The organism is Pandoraea sp. XJJ-1 (genome assembly GCF_026802345.1).
In the GTDB taxonomy this organism is placed as follows: domain Bacteria; phylum Pseudomonadota; class Gammaproteobacteria; order Burkholderiales; family Burkholderiaceae; genus Pandoraea; species Pandoraea cepalis.
In genome coordinates this window covers 254,041-269,663 of sequence record NZ_CP113827.1, presented here as the reverse complement: position 1 = coordinate 269,663, position 15,623 = coordinate 254,041, and the positions used below count along the sequence as shown (strand labels likewise).

General features: G+C 65.4%; 14 protein-coding genes. 3 read left to right on the top strand and 11 right to left on the bottom strand.

Going from position 1 to position 15,623, the window contains the following annotated elements:
- Positions 1-33: 33 nt before the first annotated feature.
- From OYT13_RS01100 to OYT13_RS01065, 8 genes are all read right to left on the bottom strand, one after another.
- The gene (locus OYT13_RS01100; protein ID WP_268567153.1) at positions 34-753 is read right to left on the bottom strand and encodes an ABC transporter ATP-binding protein; all 720 of its coding nucleotides are present in this window, start codon (positions 751-753) and stop codon (positions 34-36) included.
- Positions 746-1,498 carry an ABC transporter ATP-binding protein gene (locus OYT13_RS01095; RefSeq protein WP_017233990.1) on the bottom strand — a complete coding sequence of 251 codons (753 nt, stop codon included), beginning with the start codon at positions 1,496-1,498 and terminating at the stop codon, positions 746-748. The genes OYT13_RS01100 and OYT13_RS01095 overlap by 8 nt, the downstream gene beginning before the upstream one ends.
- Positions 1,495-2,583, bottom strand: a complete 1,089-nt coding sequence (locus OYT13_RS01090) for a branched-chain amino acid ABC transporter permease (RefSeq protein ID WP_150562102.1) — start codon at positions 2,581-2,583, stop codon at positions 1,495-1,497. Before OYT13_RS01090 ends, OYT13_RS01095 begins: the two co-directional genes overlap by 4 nt.
- A gap of 10 nt (positions 2,584-2,593) precedes the next feature.
- Entirely contained in the window at positions 2,594-3,466 is an 873-nt protein-coding gene (locus tag OYT13_RS01085; protein WP_268567152.1) for a branched-chain amino acid ABC transporter permease, read from the bottom strand.
- 37 nt (positions 3,467-3,503) lie between these two features.
- On the bottom strand, positions 3,504-4,697 hold the full coding sequence (locus OYT13_RS01080; RefSeq protein WP_268567151.1) for an ABC transporter substrate-binding protein: 1,194 nt from the start codon (positions 4,695-4,697) through the stop codon (positions 3,504-3,506).
- Between the two features lie 408 nt (positions 4,698-5,105).
- Positions 5,106-6,446, bottom strand: coding sequence for a LysR family transcriptional regulator (locus OYT13_RS01075; RefSeq protein WP_268567150.1), 1,341 nt, complete (start codon positions 6,444-6,446; stop codon positions 5,106-5,108).
- A gap of 19 nt (positions 6,447-6,465) precedes the next feature.
- The gene (locus tag OYT13_RS01070) at positions 6,466-6,825 is read right to left on the bottom strand and encodes a hypothetical protein (protein ID WP_017233985.1); all 360 of its coding nucleotides are present in this window, start codon (positions 6,823-6,825) and stop codon (positions 6,466-6,468) included.
- The gene (locus tag OYT13_RS01065; protein WP_017233984.1) at positions 6,822-7,664 is read right to left on the bottom strand and encodes a gallate dioxygenase; all 843 of its coding nucleotides are present in this window, start codon (positions 7,662-7,664) and stop codon (positions 6,822-6,824) included. Before OYT13_RS01065 ends, OYT13_RS01070 begins: the two co-directional genes overlap by 4 nt.
- 211 nt (positions 7,665-7,875) lie before the next feature.
- Here OYT13_RS01065 and OYT13_RS01060 point away from each other — a divergent pair, with 211 nt between their 5' ends.
- The 3 genes from OYT13_RS01060 (at position 7,876) to OYT13_RS01050 (ending at position 10,643) form a co-directional block, all read left to right on the top strand.
- Positions 7,876-8,544, top strand: coding sequence for a GntR family transcriptional regulator (locus OYT13_RS01060; protein WP_017233983.1), 669 nt, complete (start codon positions 7,876-7,878; stop codon positions 8,542-8,544).
- An 84-nt stretch (positions 8,545-8,628) separates the two neighbouring features.
- On the top strand, positions 8,629-9,702 hold the full coding sequence (locus tag OYT13_RS01055) for an aromatic ring-hydroxylating oxygenase subunit alpha (RefSeq protein WP_268567149.1): 1,074 nt from the start codon (positions 8,629-8,631) through the stop codon (positions 9,700-9,702).
- Positions 9,699-10,643: a PDR/VanB family oxidoreductase gene (locus tag OYT13_RS01050; protein ID WP_017233981.1), complete on the top strand. Its 945-nt coding sequence runs from the start codon at positions 9,699-9,701 to the stop codon at positions 10,641-10,643. The genes OYT13_RS01055 and OYT13_RS01050 overlap by 4 nt, the downstream gene beginning before the upstream one ends.
- A gap of 115 nt (positions 10,644-10,758) precedes the next feature.
- Here the strand turns inward: OYT13_RS01050 and OYT13_RS01045 are convergent, their stop codons facing one another.
- From OYT13_RS01045 to mdlC, 3 genes are all read right to left on the bottom strand, one after another.
- Positions 10,759-12,126: an MFS transporter gene (locus tag OYT13_RS01045; protein ID WP_261939393.1), complete on the bottom strand. Its 1,368-nt coding sequence runs from the start codon at positions 12,124-12,126 to the stop codon at positions 10,759-10,761.
- A 94-nt stretch (positions 12,127-12,220) separates the two neighbouring features.
- The gene (locus OYT13_RS01040; RefSeq protein ID WP_268567148.1) at positions 12,221-13,690 is read right to left on the bottom strand and encodes an aldehyde dehydrogenase; all 1,470 of its coding nucleotides are present in this window, start codon (positions 13,688-13,690) and stop codon (positions 12,221-12,223) included.
- 53 nt (positions 13,691-13,743) lie between these two features.
- The gene (gene mdlC / locus OYT13_RS01035) at positions 13,744-15,372 is read right to left on the bottom strand and encodes a benzoylformate decarboxylase (RefSeq protein ID WP_268567147.1); all 1,629 of its coding nucleotides are present in this window, start codon (positions 15,370-15,372) and stop codon (positions 13,744-13,746) included.
- Positions 15,373-15,623: the final 251 nt, after the last annotated feature.

Here is a 15,623-nt window from a genome sequence, read left to right as displayed (position 1 = left end):
GTTTGACGTCAATACGTGTTGTGCTGTGCCCGTTCAGGCACTTTCCAAGCCGACCAGCGTGCCGAGCAGTTCCGGCGATGCGGCCAGTTCGCTGCTGCGTCCCGTCCAGACCTCGCGGCCCCGGTCGAGCACCAGTGCGCGGTCCGTCAGCTCCAATCCCAGTTCCGCGTGCTGTTCCACGAGCACCACGCCCATGCCGCCGTCCGCGCGCAGCTTCCAGAACGCATCGACCAGTTGATCGACGATCACCGGTGCGAGCCCTTCAAATGGCTCGTCGAACAGCAGCACGCGCGGATTGCCGATCAACGCGCGGCCGATGGCCAGCATCTGCTGCTCGCCGCCCGAGAGTTGGTTGCCCAGGTTGCGACGCCGCTGGTGCAGGCGAGGGAACAGGTCGTACACACGATCGAGCGTCCAGGCGCCGTCGGCCGTCCCCATCGCGGACACCTGCAGGTTTTCTTCGACGGTGAGCGACTTGAAGATCTCGCGCTCCTGCGGCACCAGCGCCAACCCGGCGCGCGCTCGCTTGTACGCGGGCCACGACGAGATATCGTCATGGCGATAACGCACCACGCCGCCGTGGCGCGTGGTCAGTCCCAACAGGCTGAGCAGCAGCGTGCTCTTGCCCACGCCGTTGCGACCGAGAATGGCGAGCGCTTCTCCCGACGCCAGACGCAGGCTCACGTCTTCGAGCACAATGGTCTCGCCGTACCCGGCGCTGAGCCCGCCGGCTTCGAGCACGATGTCAGTCATGATGGCGACGCCCCAGATAAATGTCGCGCACGCGCGGATCGCGGCGCACGTCGTCCTTCTCGCCTTCCATCAGCACCGCGCCTTCGACCAGCACCGTGATGCGGCGCGCGAACCGGAAGACCAGATCCATGTCGTGTTCGATGACCATCACCGCCACGTCTTCGGGCAAGCGTTCCAGCAATTCGAACAGCTTGCGGCCCTGCCCTGACGGCACCCCGGCCACGGGTTCGTCGAGCAGCAGCACCTTGGGATCGAGCGCCAGACCGAGCGCGATTTCGACCTGACGACGTTGGCCGTAGGCCAACTCGTCGATGCGCCTGCCCGCGAGATCGAGCATGCCGAGCGCGCGCAAACGCTCCGCCGCTTCCTCCACGACTGCCGGACGGCTGGCCATCGGCTTGCCGACGCGACCGTCGAGGCCGCTGCGCGCCGAGAGGGCGAGCGCAACGTTCTCGGCCACGGTGAGTGTGTCGAATAGCGTGTTGAGCTGGAACGTGCGCGCCAGACCGAGCTTCACGCGCTTGTGCGACGGCATCGATGTCACGTCGGTGCCCCCCACGCGCACCACGCCCGCGTTCGGTTTGAGCACGCCCGTGAGCAGATTCATCAACGTGCTCTTGCCGGCGCCGTTCGGGCCGATCAGCGCGTGTCGCGCGCCCACGGGCAGCGACAGGCTGACGTTGCGTGTGACGTCGAGCTGGCCGAAACGCTTGGACAGCCCCTGAATGTCGAGTGCAGCGCTCACGGCGTCACCTCCTTGTCCGTGGTCGTTGCCTGGGTGTTGCCGATGGTGTCCGTCACGATCGCGCGCGGGTCGCGACGCCGCGCACGGGAGACGCGAGCGGCAAAGCGATCCACCAGTCCGATCAGGCCGTCGGGCGCGAAGCGCACCACGACAATGAGCAACACGCCGAGGGCGGCGAGCCAGTTCGTCGGGTCGATGGCAGCGATGCGATCGGACAGCACCATGAAGACGATGGCACCGAGGGCCGCGCCATAGAGGCGTCCGGTGCCGCCCAGGGCAAGCATCACAAGCACGTTGGCCGACAGCGTGAACGACAGTGTGTCGAGGGCGACGATATTGTTGACCTGTGCCGAGAGCGCGCCCGCGACGCCGGCCAGGGCGGCGGCGAGGGTATAGAGCATCAGGCGCCGCAAGCCAACGCGCACACCGAGCAGCGACATACGCGTGGCGTTCTCGCGAATGCCCTTCACGGTCAGACCGAACGGCGAGTTCACGAGGAATTGCGTGAACAAATACACGACGAGCAGCACGGCGAGTGCGTAGAGATACGCCGTATGTCCATAGATATCGAACTCGAACTTGCCGAGCACCGGCGCGATGGTGTAGCCGGTCAGGCCGTCGTCGCCCATCGTGATCGACTTCGCGACGTTGCCGGCCTCATAGAGCAGCGTGGCGCACACGAGCGTGAGCATGATCTGCGTGAGCCCACTCACCCGCAGCACGACGATGCCGGTGACGAGCCCCACCAGCGCCGCTACCACGGCACCCGCGACCAGCCCGAGCAGCGGGTCGGGCGAGACGTGCAGCGCGAAGAGACCGGCCGCGTAGGCACCGCTGCCGAAGAATGCCGCGTGCCCGAGTGTCTCGATGCCGCAATAGCCCTGCACGAGATCGAGCGAGAGCGCAAAGATGATCATGATCAGCACGCTCGTGGCGAGCGCGAGATACAGATCGGCGAAGAAGTAAGTGGCAACGGCGGCGAGAAGCAACACCGCATCGAGTGCACCGAGACGTTTGCGTCGCAGCGCGGGGACAACGTGCGTCGTGCCTGCGGCCGACGGCAGCGGATTCGTATGAGACATCATGACCCTCCGCTCAGGCGCGCCCGACCAACCCTTGCGGGCGGATCAGCAGAATGGCCAGCACGGCCAGGTAAATCATGAAAGCGCCGAGCGCTGGCACGTAATAGCGCCCCAGCGTGTCGATCAGGCCGAGCAGCAGGCCTGCATAGAGCGAGCCGCGCAGACTGCCGAGACCACCGGCCGCCACCACGATCAGCACGAGCACCAGATACTTCAGACCGTAATAAGGCTCAAGCGGCAGGATCTGGCTCGACAGCGCGCCGCCCAGTCCGGACAGCCCGCATCCGATGGCAAATGTGATCGAGAACACGAGCGGCACATCAATGCCAACGCAGCGCGCCATGCGCGGGTTGTCCACGGCCGCGCGCAGCTTCGCGCCGAACGGCGTGCGCTCCAGCCCCCACCAGATGCCGAGGGCCACGACCGCGCTGCATACCAGGGCGAAGATGCGATAGACGGACACGGAGAATGCACCGAAGTCCCATGTGCCGCGCAGTGCCTCGGGAATGGGAATCGACTGCAGCTCGGTCCCGGCGAGATGCTTGGCCAGCGCGCAGATGATGAACGCGAGCCCGATCGTCATGAGCAATTGCCCCAGACCGTTGGCCGTGTAGACCCAGCGATACAACGTGCGTTCGAGCACAGCACCGAGCACCATGGTGCCCGCCACACCGACGAGCAACGCGGCGAAGAAATCGAGCCCGGCACGCTGCATGGCCCACAGGGTGAAATATCCGCCGATCATGGCGAAGGCGGAGTGCGCGAGATTGACCACGCGCATTACGCCCAACGTGACCGTGAGACCCACGGAGATGAGGAACAGCAACATCCCGTAGGCCACACCGTCGATCGACAACGACAGTAAAGTGGCAAGCGATTGCGTCATGACGAATTACCGAACGAACTGAGCGACAACGCCTGCGTTACTTGGCGGCCACTTGGGGGTGGCTCACATGCCACGGCTCGACCACCGACTTGAAGGTCTCGATGGGCTTGTTGCCCAGCTTTCCATCGATGTTCTCCACCCGGCGGATATACACGTTCTGCACGATTTCACGCGTCTTCGGATCGATCGACACCGGACCCCGGGCGCTCGTCCAGGCGAAACCCTTCACGGCGGCGATCGCCTTGTCGCCATCCTTCTTGCCCTTCGTGGCCTTGATCATCTGTGCGATGACGGTCATCGAGTCGTAGGCCGACACCGAGGCAATCGACGGCAGCGCCCCCGGACCGTACTTCGCCTTGTAGGCCTTCACGAACGAGGTGTTTTCCGGCGACGTCAGGTACGGCGAATAATGCAGGGCGGTAATCGTGCCGATTGCGCTGTCGCCGATGGCCGGCAAATCGGACTCCATCGTCTCCGTCGTTGCGAAGAGCTGGATACCCGCTTTGTCCAGTTCGCGCTCCTTGAACGCCTTGACGAAGCCGGCTGACATCGGCCCCACCGGCATGAACAGGAAGAGGGCATCCGGCTTGGCATCGCGAACACGTTGCAGATAACTCGAAAAATCGGTCGTGCCGAGCGGCACCTTCACTTCGGTGGCAATCTTGCCGCCCGCCTTCTTGAACGTCTCGCTGTAGGCGTCGATCGCGTCGTAGCCTGGCGCGAAGTCGGCCACCACGATGGCCGCGTTCTTCACGCCCTTGCTGGCGGCGTACTCTACGAGCGGCACGCTCACGGCCCACTGCGTGAAGCCCGTACGCACGAAATACGGCGACTTGAGCGTCACACTGGACGTGCCCGAATTGCCAATGACGAGCGGCGTCTTGGTCTGCGTCGCCACATCGGCCATGGCCAGCACGTTCGGCGTGAACGAACCGCCGAACAGGTACTGCACCTGATCGCGCACCACCAGCTCCTGCGCCAGCTGACGCGTGCGTTGCGGGTTGACGCCGCCTTCGTCACGCTCAAGGATCACGAGCGTGTCGTCGCCCACTTTGCTCTTGTGCTGCTCGAGCCACAGGTTGACGCCGCGACGATACTCCGTGCCCCACCAGGACGCCGAGCCTGAGAACAGCCCCAGCATGCCGACCTTGATTTCCCCGGCATGCGCCGAGACAGCGGTGAATTGGCAAACACTCGCAAGTGCTACAGCAAGCCACAGATGGCGCTTCACACAGATGGCGCTTCATCATGATGTCGTCTCCTCGTCGGCGTCGAGCGCCGCTCCGCTTTTTCGATGTGGCGCGCCGGGGGGCGGGCCTTTTCAAGGTATGGGAAACAGCTTAGGCAGCCGAGCGCGGCGCGTCGAATGAAACTCCCGCGTCGAGCGTCGCGTTTTTCGTATATCCCCGAGATTTCCCTTACGTGACGGGACGCATTTCGCGAGCGAGATTTCGCAGTGCGAGACGTTTTGCGTTCCCATGGTGGAACGCCCGCCGCAAAAGGCGCGGCGGGAAGGCGTCACGGCACATTTCAAGTCGAATGACTCGGAAGGAAGAGAACGCGTCGACACATGCAAGCCATGGCGAAATCAGCGAATTTCGCCGCGCTCGCGAACCGTATCGCGAGCCTGTCACGCGTCTTACGTCGGATGCTGCATTGTCGGGGCCAGCGCGCGCAGCTCGTCGAGCAATTGCTCAGCGGCCGGGGACAGCAAGCCGTCGCGCCGCGTGGCGACACCGATCGCACGACGTGCATGCTGCAACGGCACCGGTACAACGGCCAGCTCGCCGGTGCGCAACTCCGACGTGATCTGCACCGGCGAGAGCAACGCAAGCCGGTCGCTCGATGACAATAACCCGCGTACCACCGGTGAACTGCTCGCGTGCACCTGCGTACGCGGCAATGCCAGACCCTCCGCATGAAACACGCGCTCGAATACCCGGCGCGCGGGCGTGGAGGGCAGCGGGCTCACCCAGCCGTACTCGGCCAGTTCCGCGAGCGTGGGCGTGCAGCCCGACGACAGGCAGGGATGATCGGCACGGGCGACCACCGACAGGTGATCCTCGAACAGCGCTTCCTGGCGAATGTCCTGCGGCACGTCGCTCGCTCGCAGGGCGCCGACGATCATGTCGACGTCGGCCTGTCGCAGCTGGCGAATCAGAGCTTCGTAGGTGCCGTCCACCACTGTCACATTCAGATACGGCGACTGGTACAGCAGACTGTCGATGGCTTTGGGCAGCAGAAAGCCACTGGACAGCGGCAACGCGGCCACGATCACGGTGCCTTGCTGACGCCCCCCGAATGGCGCGAGTTCGTCTTCGGCGATCGCCAGCTCGGCCAGCGCGCGCTTGACCGGGCCGAGCAACGCCTGCGCCTCGTCCGTCAGACGCGTGCCGCGCGGCGTGCGTCGAAACAGCTTGATACCGATCAGATCTTCGAGCTGATCGAGATTGCGCTGGATGGTCGGTTGAGAGCATTGCAGGCGGCTCGCCGCGAGCGGCCCGCTACCCAGCTCCGCGACCGCGATGAAGCTGGTGAGTTGCTGGGGAGCGACAACCGCCGCGAAGCGACTTGCGGCCCGCGCACCGCCGTCGGCCTGCGACGCCGTGGCGGCAAACGCGTCGCGATACCCGTTGGCCAACTCCGCGAGTGCGCGCGTGGCGCGCACACCCAGGCGCTGACCGGCCGCGTTCGGCGTCAGGCCGCGCGCGCTGCGGTGAAACAACGGAAAGCCCAGCTCCGCCTCGATATCGGAGATCGAGCGTGCAACGGCCGACTGTGAGAGATGCAGCATGCGCGCCGCACGCGCTACCGAATCGCATTCCAGCACGGCGACCATCGCGCGCAGGCCGCGCAATTTTCGGCACAGGAGCGTCGCCTCGTTGCTCTGTGGCGCACGGCTCCATGTGCCGCGCTCGTGACAGGCGAGTTGAGGGGCGGCCAACGGCGTGGTCAGGCTGATCGACGTGTCGATGGACATGCGCGGTGCGTCGCCGGGTTCAGCGCAGGGTCGGCACGCGGCGCGTGGCCATGAACTCGTCGAGCGTCTCGCCGCGCATGAGCGCATAGACTTCGAGGTTCGTCTTGCGCACCACGCGAGCGAATTTTTCGAGCACGAAGAAATTCACGCCGTGACGCACGAGTCCAAGCCAGTCCTGCGCTTGCACCATCGCCTGTTCGTCGGCGGTCAGACCGGCGGCGGTCATCGCAGCAACGGGGTCGCCGAGAAACGACTCCCGATTGTCGGCGCGAATCATGTGCCAGAAGAAGCGATTGAGCTTGAGCGTGCGATGGCTCACGCGCAAGTCGAACGCGTACGTGCCGGTGATCGCCTCGATGCCTTCGAGCTGCGGGTTCATGCGGCGTCCTCCTCGTAGAGCGCGACGGTCATGGCCGTCGTCGTCGCCAGGTAGTAGTTCAGATGCAGACGCTTGATGCGCGGGCCCAGCGCACCGCGCATCGACAGCCACATGATTTGCTCCACGCTCTCGGCACCGCCGCGCTCGACGTAATCCACATGCCTGAGTTCGGTCAGCGTCTCGGGCTGATGTTCGAGCAACGACAGGAATTCGCGATCCCACGCTTCGTCGTTGTAGCCCGCGCGCTCGCCGTGGATCTGGTGCGAGAGACCGCCCGTGCCCACCACCACCACGCGCAGATCTTCCGGATACGACTCGATGGCGCGGCGCACGGCCTGACCGAGGCGATAGCAGCGGCGCCCCGTCGGCAATGGGTATTGCAAAACGTTGATGGCGATCGGCACGACCGTACCCGGCCAGTCCGGCTTGTGCGGCCACAGCAGCGGCAGCGGCGACGCGCAGCCGTGATCGATGGGCTTGTCCTGAAATACGGTGATGTCGAATTCGTCGTTCACGAGCGACTCGGCAATGTGTGCCTGCAGCGCGACGTCGCCCCGAATCGGCGGCAACGGACGCAGCCCGGCCCCTTCGTCGGCGATCGGGAACGAGTCGCCCACGCCGAGCGCGAACGTCGGATACATGTCGAAGAAAAACGTGGTCGCGTGATCGTTGTAGAAGAACACCAGCACATCGGCCTGCTTCTCCGCCAGCCACTTCGCCACGGGCTCGTAGCCCTGGAACAGCGGCGCCCACGCGGGATCCTGCTGCTTGCCCTTGTCGTACGCCACGCCGATGGTCGGCACATGCGACGTACCGATCCCCCCAATGATCTTTGCCACGTGAAGTCTCCGTCCTTTGTCTTGTCATGCGTGGGCGATGCCATGCGATCCCCCACCGTTATGCTGCGGCGAGTCTATACGGGATCCCATATGCACATAAAGCAGGGTATTTACTGATGCAATGTCTTATTATGGGATCCCATAATAAAAAAGCCGGGCCTGGAAGCCTCCAGAATGACCGGCACGAATTCCCGCCATCGAAAGGAGACGCATGCTGCATCCCACGCCCACCACGGTTCAGTTGCGCGAGATGATTCTCAAGGGTGAACTTGCGCCGGGCGAGCGTCTGGCCGAAGCCAAGCTCGCGGAGCAACTCGGTGTCTCGCGCATGCCGGTGCGGCAGGCATTGCCGGTGCTTGCCGAGGAAGGGCTGGTCGTGCGTGCCGGTCAGCGCGGCTACGCGGTGCGAGCGCATACGCGTGAGGAAAGTGTCGAGGCGCTGCATCTGCGTGGCGCGCTCGAAGGTTATGCCGCACGTCTGCTGGCCGAAAAGGGCGCAAGCGCCGAGCTGCTCAAGCAGTTGCGCGACCTGTTGGCCGAAGGCGACGCCCTGCTCGCCGACCATACGATGACAGCCGAAGTACAGATCGGTTACGCGTCGCTCAACGCGCGCTTTCATGACCTGCTCGTCGTCGGCGCGCAGAATCCGCTGCTCGAAGGCTTCGTCGCGCGCTGCAATCTGGTGCCTTTCGTCGCGCCGCGTACGGTGGCCTTCGGACACAAGGACCGACGCCAGTACGCCGACATCATCGCGTACGCGCATCGCCAGCATCACGCGATTGTCGAGGCGATTGCCGCCCGTCAGCCCGATCGTGCCGAGTTCATGTGCCGCGAGCACATCGTCACCCAGGAACACAGCATGGGCGCGCAGTTGCTCTGACACGCGTCCCTCGACTTCATCCCGACCATCCTCTATCGACACGAGAGCGCGCCCGTCGACGGCGCGCCAAGGAGACAAACGAACATGTTTCTGAAAAATACCTGGTACGTCGCATGCACGCCGGACGAGTTCGCCGACAAGCCATTGGGCCGCAAGGTCTGCAACGAAGCGATGGTGTTTTTCCGTGAAGCCAACGGCAACGTCGCGGCCCTGGAAGACTTCTGTCCGCATCGCGGCGCGGCGCTGTCGCTGGGCTTCGTCAAGGACGGCCACCTCGTGTGCGGCTATCACGGCCTGACGGTCGACGGCGGCGGCAAGTGCACGAAGATGGTCGGCCAGCGCGTCGGCGGCTTCCCGAAAACGCGCGCGTATCCGTGCGTGGAGCGTTACGGCTTCGTGTGGGTCTGGCCGGGCGACGCCGCGCTCGCAAATCCCGACGAGATTCCTCACCTGGAATGGGCGGTGAGCGATCAGTGGGCCTACGGCGGTGGCCTGTATCACATCAAGTGCGACTATCGACTGATGATCGACAACCTGATGGATCTGACGCACGAGACCTACGTGCACGCGACGAGCATCGGTCAGGACGAGATCGAGGAAGCCCCGCCGAAGACGACGGTCGAGGGGGATAGCGTGATCACCGCGCGTCATATGGAGAACATCAAGGCCCCGCCGTTCTGGGCGAGCGCACTGCGCGCGAACGGCCTGGACGACCAGGTGCCGTGCGACCGCTGGCAGGTGTGCCGCTTCACGCCGCCGAGTCACGTGATGATCGAAGTGGGTGTGGCGCACGCGGGTCATGGCGGTTACGACGCCCCGGCCGACAAGAAGGCCGGCAGCATCGTGGTCGACTTCATCACGCCCGAGACCGACGAATCGATCTGGTACTTCTGGGGCATGGCGCGTAACTTCAAGCCCGAAGATGCCGAGCTGACCGCCGCGATCAAGCGCGGCCAGGGCGGTATCTTCGCCGAGGACCAGGAAGTGCTCGAAGCCCAGCAACGCAACCTCTCGGCGTATCCGGAGAAGAAGATCCTGAAGCTCAACATCGACGCCGGCGGCGTGCAGTCGCGCAAGGTGCTCGATCGGCTGATCGAGGCCGAACGGGCCGCAAAGGGGATCGCGGGCAGCCTGGGGAACGCGGAGAACGCGGCATGAAGGTCCGGCTCGCGAGCAAGCGCGATGTCGCCACCGACATCTGCGAATTCGAATGGGTGAGTGTCGACGGCACGCCCTTGCCGGCCTTCACCGCGGGTGCGCACATCGACGTGCATGTCGCCGACGGGCTCGTGCGGCAGTACTCGTTGTGCAATGCGCCCGGTGAGACCCATCGCTATTGCGTGGGTGTACTGCGCGACCCGGCGTCGCGCGGCGGTTCGACCGCCATGCATGCGCTCACGCCCGGCACGACGGTGGAGATCAGCGCGCCGCGCAATCACTTCCCGTTGGTGGAACACGCCACGCACAGCATCCTGCTTGCCGGAGGGATCGGCGTGACGCCCATTCTGTGCATGGCCGAAGCGTTGTGCGCCCGCGGCGCGTCGTTCGAAGTGCATTACGGCACGCGTGAACCGGCGCGCACGGCGTTTCGCGATCGTTTCGCGCGCGACGATCTCGCGGCGAAGACGCACCTGTACTTCGACAGCGAAGGCGAGCGCGCCGATCTCGACGCGATTCTTGCGCAACCGTCCGTCGGCAAGCACCTGTATGTCTGCGGCCCGGCAGGATTCATCGACGCCGTGCTGGCACGCGCAGAAGCGGCGCAGTGGCCGGAAGGCAATGTGCATCGCGAGTACTTCGCCGCACCGGTGCCGTCGGACACGGCGGGCGACAAGGCATTCCAGGTCAAGCTGCATTCGAGCGGTCGCGTGATCGACGTGAAGGCGGGCGAGACCATTGTCGCGGCGCTCGCCGCGCACGGCGTGGAAGTGCAGATGTCGTGCGAGCAAGGCGTGTGCGGCACGTGCCTCACGCGGGTGATCGACGGCACCCCGGAGCATCGCGATGTCTACCTGACCGACGACGAGCGCGCCGCCAACGACCAGATCCTGCCGTGCTGCTCGCGCAGCCGGTCGCCCATGCTGGTGCTCGATCTGTAACGCATCCTTGTCCTCACCGAAGGAAATCGCCCCGCTTCGCATCGCGAGCGGGGCTGACTTTTCTTGATGACCTGACCGCGTCGCGAACGCCATCGACGTCTCTATGTCGTGGGCCTCACAGCACCCGGGCCTTCGTCTCCCGGACGAGGAACGTCGAGATCAGCGCCATCGCGGCGAGCACGAGGAAGTAGACGATGACCGGCCAGATGTGGCCATGGCTCCAGGCAAGCAGACTCGCCGCGATCATCGGTGCGAGTCCGCCCCCCAGCACGGTACCGATCTGCTTGCCGAGCGACACGCCCGAGAAGCGTACGCGCGTATCGAACAGTTCCGAGAAGAAGCTGCCTTCGGGACCGAACATCATCGGGTGAATCAGGCCCGCGCCGATCACGATGGCGAGCACGACCAGCGCCGTCTCCTTGCTGCCCATCATCAGGAAGAACGGATAGATGAAGATCGCCGTGGCAGCCAGCCCCAACAGGAACATCGGACGGCGGCCCAGCTTGTCGGAGAGCATGCCGAACGTCGGGATCGTCAGCATGGCGAGCAGGTTCGCGTACAACACGCCGTCAGCCATCATGCTGCGCGGCAAGCCGAGCGTCTTGGTGCCATACGACAGCGAGAAAATCGCGACCAGGTAAAAGAAGCTCGTCTCGGCCAGGCAGATGAAGAACGTGACGAGCGTCGGCCGCCAGTAATGCGTGAGCACTTCCACGACCGGCACTTTCGCGATGTCGCGATGCTGCTCCGCCGCCTTGAAGCTCGGCGACTCCTCGACTTTCAGGCGCACGTAGGTGCCCAGCGCCACGAGCAGCAGGCTCACGAGAAACGGCACGCGCCAGCCCCACGCGAGCAGATCCTTTTCGGGCAGGCGGGTAATCAGCACGATAGCGAGCGACGCGCCAACGATCGACGTCGGCCCGGCGGCCTGGATCAGTCCGCCGAACAGGCCGCGTAAGTGCGCGGGGGCCGCCTCGACGGTCATCAGCAACCCGCCGACCGACTCGCCACCGAGCGCAAATCCCTGCACGAAGCGCAGCGTCACGAGCATGATCGGCGCCCACATGCCGACCTGGTCGTAGGTCGGCAACAGACCGATCATCGTGGTGGCCACGCCCATCAGAATCAGCGTGAACAGCAGGATCGACTTGCGACCGATGCGGTCGCCGAAGTGTCCGAATACAATGCCGCCAATCGGCCGCGCGAGGAAGCCTACGGCGAACGTGGCGAATACGGCGATCATGCCGGTCATCGCGTCGAGCTGCGGGAAGAACAGCCGATCGAACACGATGGGCGCGAGAAAGCCGTAGACGAAAAAGTCATACCACTCGATGGCGGTACCGAAGCAACTAGCCGCCACTACGCGGCCGAAATTCGCCGTCGCGCCAGCGGTGTTCGCTTCAGGGTGGTGCGCGTCGCCGGCCTGGGTGTGGCCGGACGTGGCGCCGGCAGTCGCCGGCGCAGTCTCAAACGGTTGTGACACGGTTGTCTCCTCCGGCCGTCTGTTCCGGTGTCCCGGCTGCGGCGGTATGGTGGTCCTGCATGACATCATCGGTGCGCTGGCGACTGGACGTCGCTCAGAACGGGTAATGACGCGGGGTGGTCTGCACCGTCATCCAGCGCAGATCGGTAAATTCGTGAATGCCGGCTTTGCCGCCGAAACGTCCCCAGCCGCTCGACTTCACGCCGCCGAACGGCATCTGCGCTTCGTCGTGCACTGTGGGGCCATTGATGTGGCAGATGCCCGATTCGATGCGCTTGGCCACGCCCATCGCGCGGGCGATGTCGCGACTGAACACGGCGCACGACAGGCCATAGGCGTTGTCGTTGGCGCAGGCGATGGCGGCTTCGTCGTCCTTCACGCGCACAATGCCCTTGACCGGACCGAACGACTCTTCGCGGTAGATCTGCATGTCCGGCGTGACGTGATCGAGCAACGTCGCAGGCATGAGCGTGGTGTCGGCACGGCCGCCGCACAGCAGCGTTGCGCCCTTGGCAAGCGCATCGTCGATCAACGCATTGCAGCGCGCGACGGTCGCCATGTCGATCACCGAGCCCAGCACGACCGGGCCGTCGCGCGGATCGCCCAGCGGCAGTGCGCGCGCCTTGGCGGCAAGCTTGTCGACGAAGGCGTCGGCAATCGATTCCGCCACCACGATGCGCTCCGTTGACATGCAGATCTGGCCGGAGTTGGCGAACGCGCCGAACGCGACACCGTTGACGGCCGCGTCGAGATCGGCATCGTCGAGCACAAGACACGGCGCCTTGCCGCCCAGCTCCAGCACCGCGGGCTTGAGATGCTCGGCGCACAGCGTGGCGATGATGCGGCCGACGCGCGTCGAGCCGGTGAAGTTCACGCGACGCACCGCAGGCGCGGCGATCAGCGCTTCGACGATGGCGCCCGCGTCTTTCGGTGCATTCGTAATGAAGTTCACGACGCCCGGCGGCAGACCGACTTCGTCGAGCGCATCGGCAATCAGGCCGTGCGTGGCCGGGCACAGCTCCGAGCCCTTGAAGACGACGGTGTTGCCGCAGGCGAGCGGCAGCGCGAGCGAGCGCACGCCAAGAATCACCGGCGCGTTCCACGGCGCGATGCCCAGCACTACGCCGGCGGCCTGACGCACGCCCATCGCGAGGCTGCCCGGCACATCCGAGGGGATGATCTCGCCGGCGATCTGCGTCGTCATGGCGGCGGCTTCGCGCAGCCCCTGCGCCGCCAGATGCACGTTGAAGCCGGCCCACAGACCGGACGCTCCCGTTTCCGCCGCCATGGCCGCCTGAAACGCCTCGATCTTCGCTTCGAGCCGGTCGGCGGCCTTCATCAACAGCGCGCGCCGTTCGCCGGGACCGGTGTTCGACCAGGCGGGGAACGCGTCCCACGCGGCGCGCACCGCGGCGCGGGCGTCGTCGACCGTGGCGGCGGGGGCGCGCGAGGCGACCTCGCCGTCCAGCGGATTGCGTCGCTCGAACGTGGCGCCGTGTGTGGCGCCGACGCGCTTGCCGGCGATCAACATCGTCAGCGCTTTGGGATCTTGCTGGGCTTGCATGGTGTTTTGTCTCCTGGCTCGGTAGTTCGTCTCGGGATGGCACGCGCCGTGCGTCATGTCACCACGATCTCGACAAGACGCGTCTCGCCGCTCGCGAGTGCCTGCGACAGGACGCCGTGCAACTCGCCGCCCTGCGCGACGCGTTGCGCGCGCACGCCCATGCCTTCGGCCAGACGCACGAAATCCAGATCGGGCAGATCGGTCCCCTGCACCGGATCGGTGGGGCCGAAGCCGAACGACGGCGCGAAGTCCTGCAACGCGGCGTAGCGCCGATTATTCAGGATAACGAACGTGATTGGCAGCCTGGCTTGCGCCGCGCTCCACAAGCCTTGAATCGAGTACATCGCGGAGCCATCGCCAATCAGGCCGATGACGCGCCGCCCGGGATGCGCCATCGCCACCCCGACGGCCGCGGGCATCGAGTAGCCGAGACCGCCGCTGTTCATCGTGTAGAACGTGCCCGGCTGCGAGAACGGCAGGTATTGCTGCATGACAGAGCGTGCGCTCGGCGCCTCCTCGACGACGATGTCGTGCGCCGCGCGAACGCTCGCGAGCGTTTGCAGTGCGAAGGCCGTCGACATGCGCTCGCCTGCCGCGTTCGGCAGCGCCACCGGCGGCATGCTGCGCGGCGGCGGCAACGCGCGCTCGCCGGGCACCTCACGCGCAAGCAAGGCTTCGACACCGAGTCGCACGTTACCGACGACGGAGGCGCCGACCGGCGTCCACGCGGCCACGCCCGGATCTTCGATCAACTGGAACAGCGAAGCGCCCTCGGGCACGTGCGGCCCGGTCCCTTCCACGTGATACGTGAACGCCGGGGCGCCAATCACAAGAATCAGATCGTGGCCGCCCAGCAGATCGACGATCTTCTCGCGCATCGGCGGCAGGAAACCGGCAAACAGCCGGTGATCTTCCGGGAACGCGCAGCGCGCGGACATCGGTGCGGTGAAGACGCGCGCGTGATGCCGCTCGGCCAACGCGCGCACGGCATCGAACGCCCCGGCGCGGTCAATCGACGAGCCGACCACGAACACCGGACGCAAGCATGCATCGAGCGCCGCCCCCAGTTGGGCAAGTGCGAACGGATCGGGCTGCACCCGCGTGCTCACCTGACGCGGCGGCAACGCCTCTGCCGGCCGGTCCCAATCATCGACCGGAATGGAGACGAAGACCGGCCCCTTCGGTTCCTGCATGGCGATGTGATAGGCGCGGGCCAGCGCCATCGGCACGTCTTCGGCGCGCGCCGGCTCCAGACTGAACTTGACGTACGGTTGCGGCAACTCGGTCGCACGCACCGACGCGAGGAACGGATCGAACGGGAGAATCGAGCGCGCCTGCTGTCCGGCCGTCACGATGAGCGGCGTCTGGTTCCTGTAGGCGGTAAAGATGTTGCCCATCGCGTTGCCGACACCGGCGGCCGAGTGCAGGTTGACGAACGCCGCGTTGCCGCTCGCCTGCGCATAACCATCGGCCATGCCGACAACGACGGCCTCCTGCAGGCCCAGCACGTACTCGAAGTCCGGCGGGAAGTCGCGGAACAACGGCAGCTCGGTCGAACCGGGGTTGGCGAATACCTTTGTCATGCCATGGCGGCGCATCAGATCGATGACCACCTCGCGAACCGTCAGGGTCTGAGGGTCGCCGGCGCGTTGGCCGGCACGAAGTTCTCGGCTGTCTTTCATGGGGGCTGTCGTCTCCTGCCACCGTCGACGGGCGAACGCGTGACGGCGGGCGGTTGTCGTAGCTCGGGCCGCGCGATCAGTTGCGGGTCTCGGCGAGCGCTTCGACGAGTATAGGGAGTCGATATATGCACCGGAATTGCTTTTGCGTGCCGAAGTCATTACGATTTTGCATGACTTATGCGCCGCCCTGCTGCCACGTTGCCGGAGCGGCGCTCGGTCTCGTTCCGACCTCTGGAGTGCCCTCCCCCCTC

Excerpts from the sequence above, each read along its gene's own strand:
- OYT13_RS01100 (WP_268567153.1), bottom strand. The coding sequence starts at position 753 with ATGACTGACATCGTGCTCGAAGCCGGCGGGCTCAGCGCCGGGTACGGC.
- OYT13_RS01090 (WP_150562102.1), bottom strand. The coding sequence starts at position 2,583 with ATGATGTCTCATACGAATCCGCTGCCGTCGGCCGCAGGCACGACGCAC.
- OYT13_RS01085 (WP_268567152.1), bottom strand. The coding sequence starts at position 3,466 with ATGACGCAATCGCTTGCCACTTTACTGTCGTTGTCGATCGACGGTGTG.
- OYT13_RS01075 (WP_268567150.1), bottom strand. The coding sequence starts at position 6,446 with ATGTCCATCGACACGTCGATCAGCCTGACCACGCCGTTGGCCGCCCCT.
- OYT13_RS01070 (WP_017233985.1), bottom strand. The coding sequence starts at position 6,825 with ATGAACCCGCAGCTCGAAGGCATCGAGGCGATCACCGGCACGTACGCG.
- OYT13_RS01060 (WP_017233983.1), top strand. The coding sequence starts at position 7,876 with ATGCTGCATCCCACGCCCACCACGGTTCAGTTGCGCGAGATGATTCTC.
- OYT13_RS01055 (WP_268567149.1), top strand. The coding sequence starts at position 8,629 with ATGTTTCTGAAAAATACCTGGTACGTCGCATGCACGCCGGACGAGTTC.
- OYT13_RS01050 (WP_017233981.1), top strand. The coding sequence starts at position 9,699 with ATGAAGGTCCGGCTCGCGAGCAAGCGCGATGTCGCCACCGACATCTGC.
- OYT13_RS01040 (WP_268567148.1), bottom strand. The coding sequence starts at position 13,690 with ATGCAAGCCCAGCAAGATCCCAAAGCGCTGACGATGTTGATCGCCGGC.
- mdlC (WP_268567147.1), bottom strand. The coding sequence starts at position 15,372 with ATGAAAGACAGCCGAGAACTTCGTGCCGGCCAACGCGCCGGCGACCCT.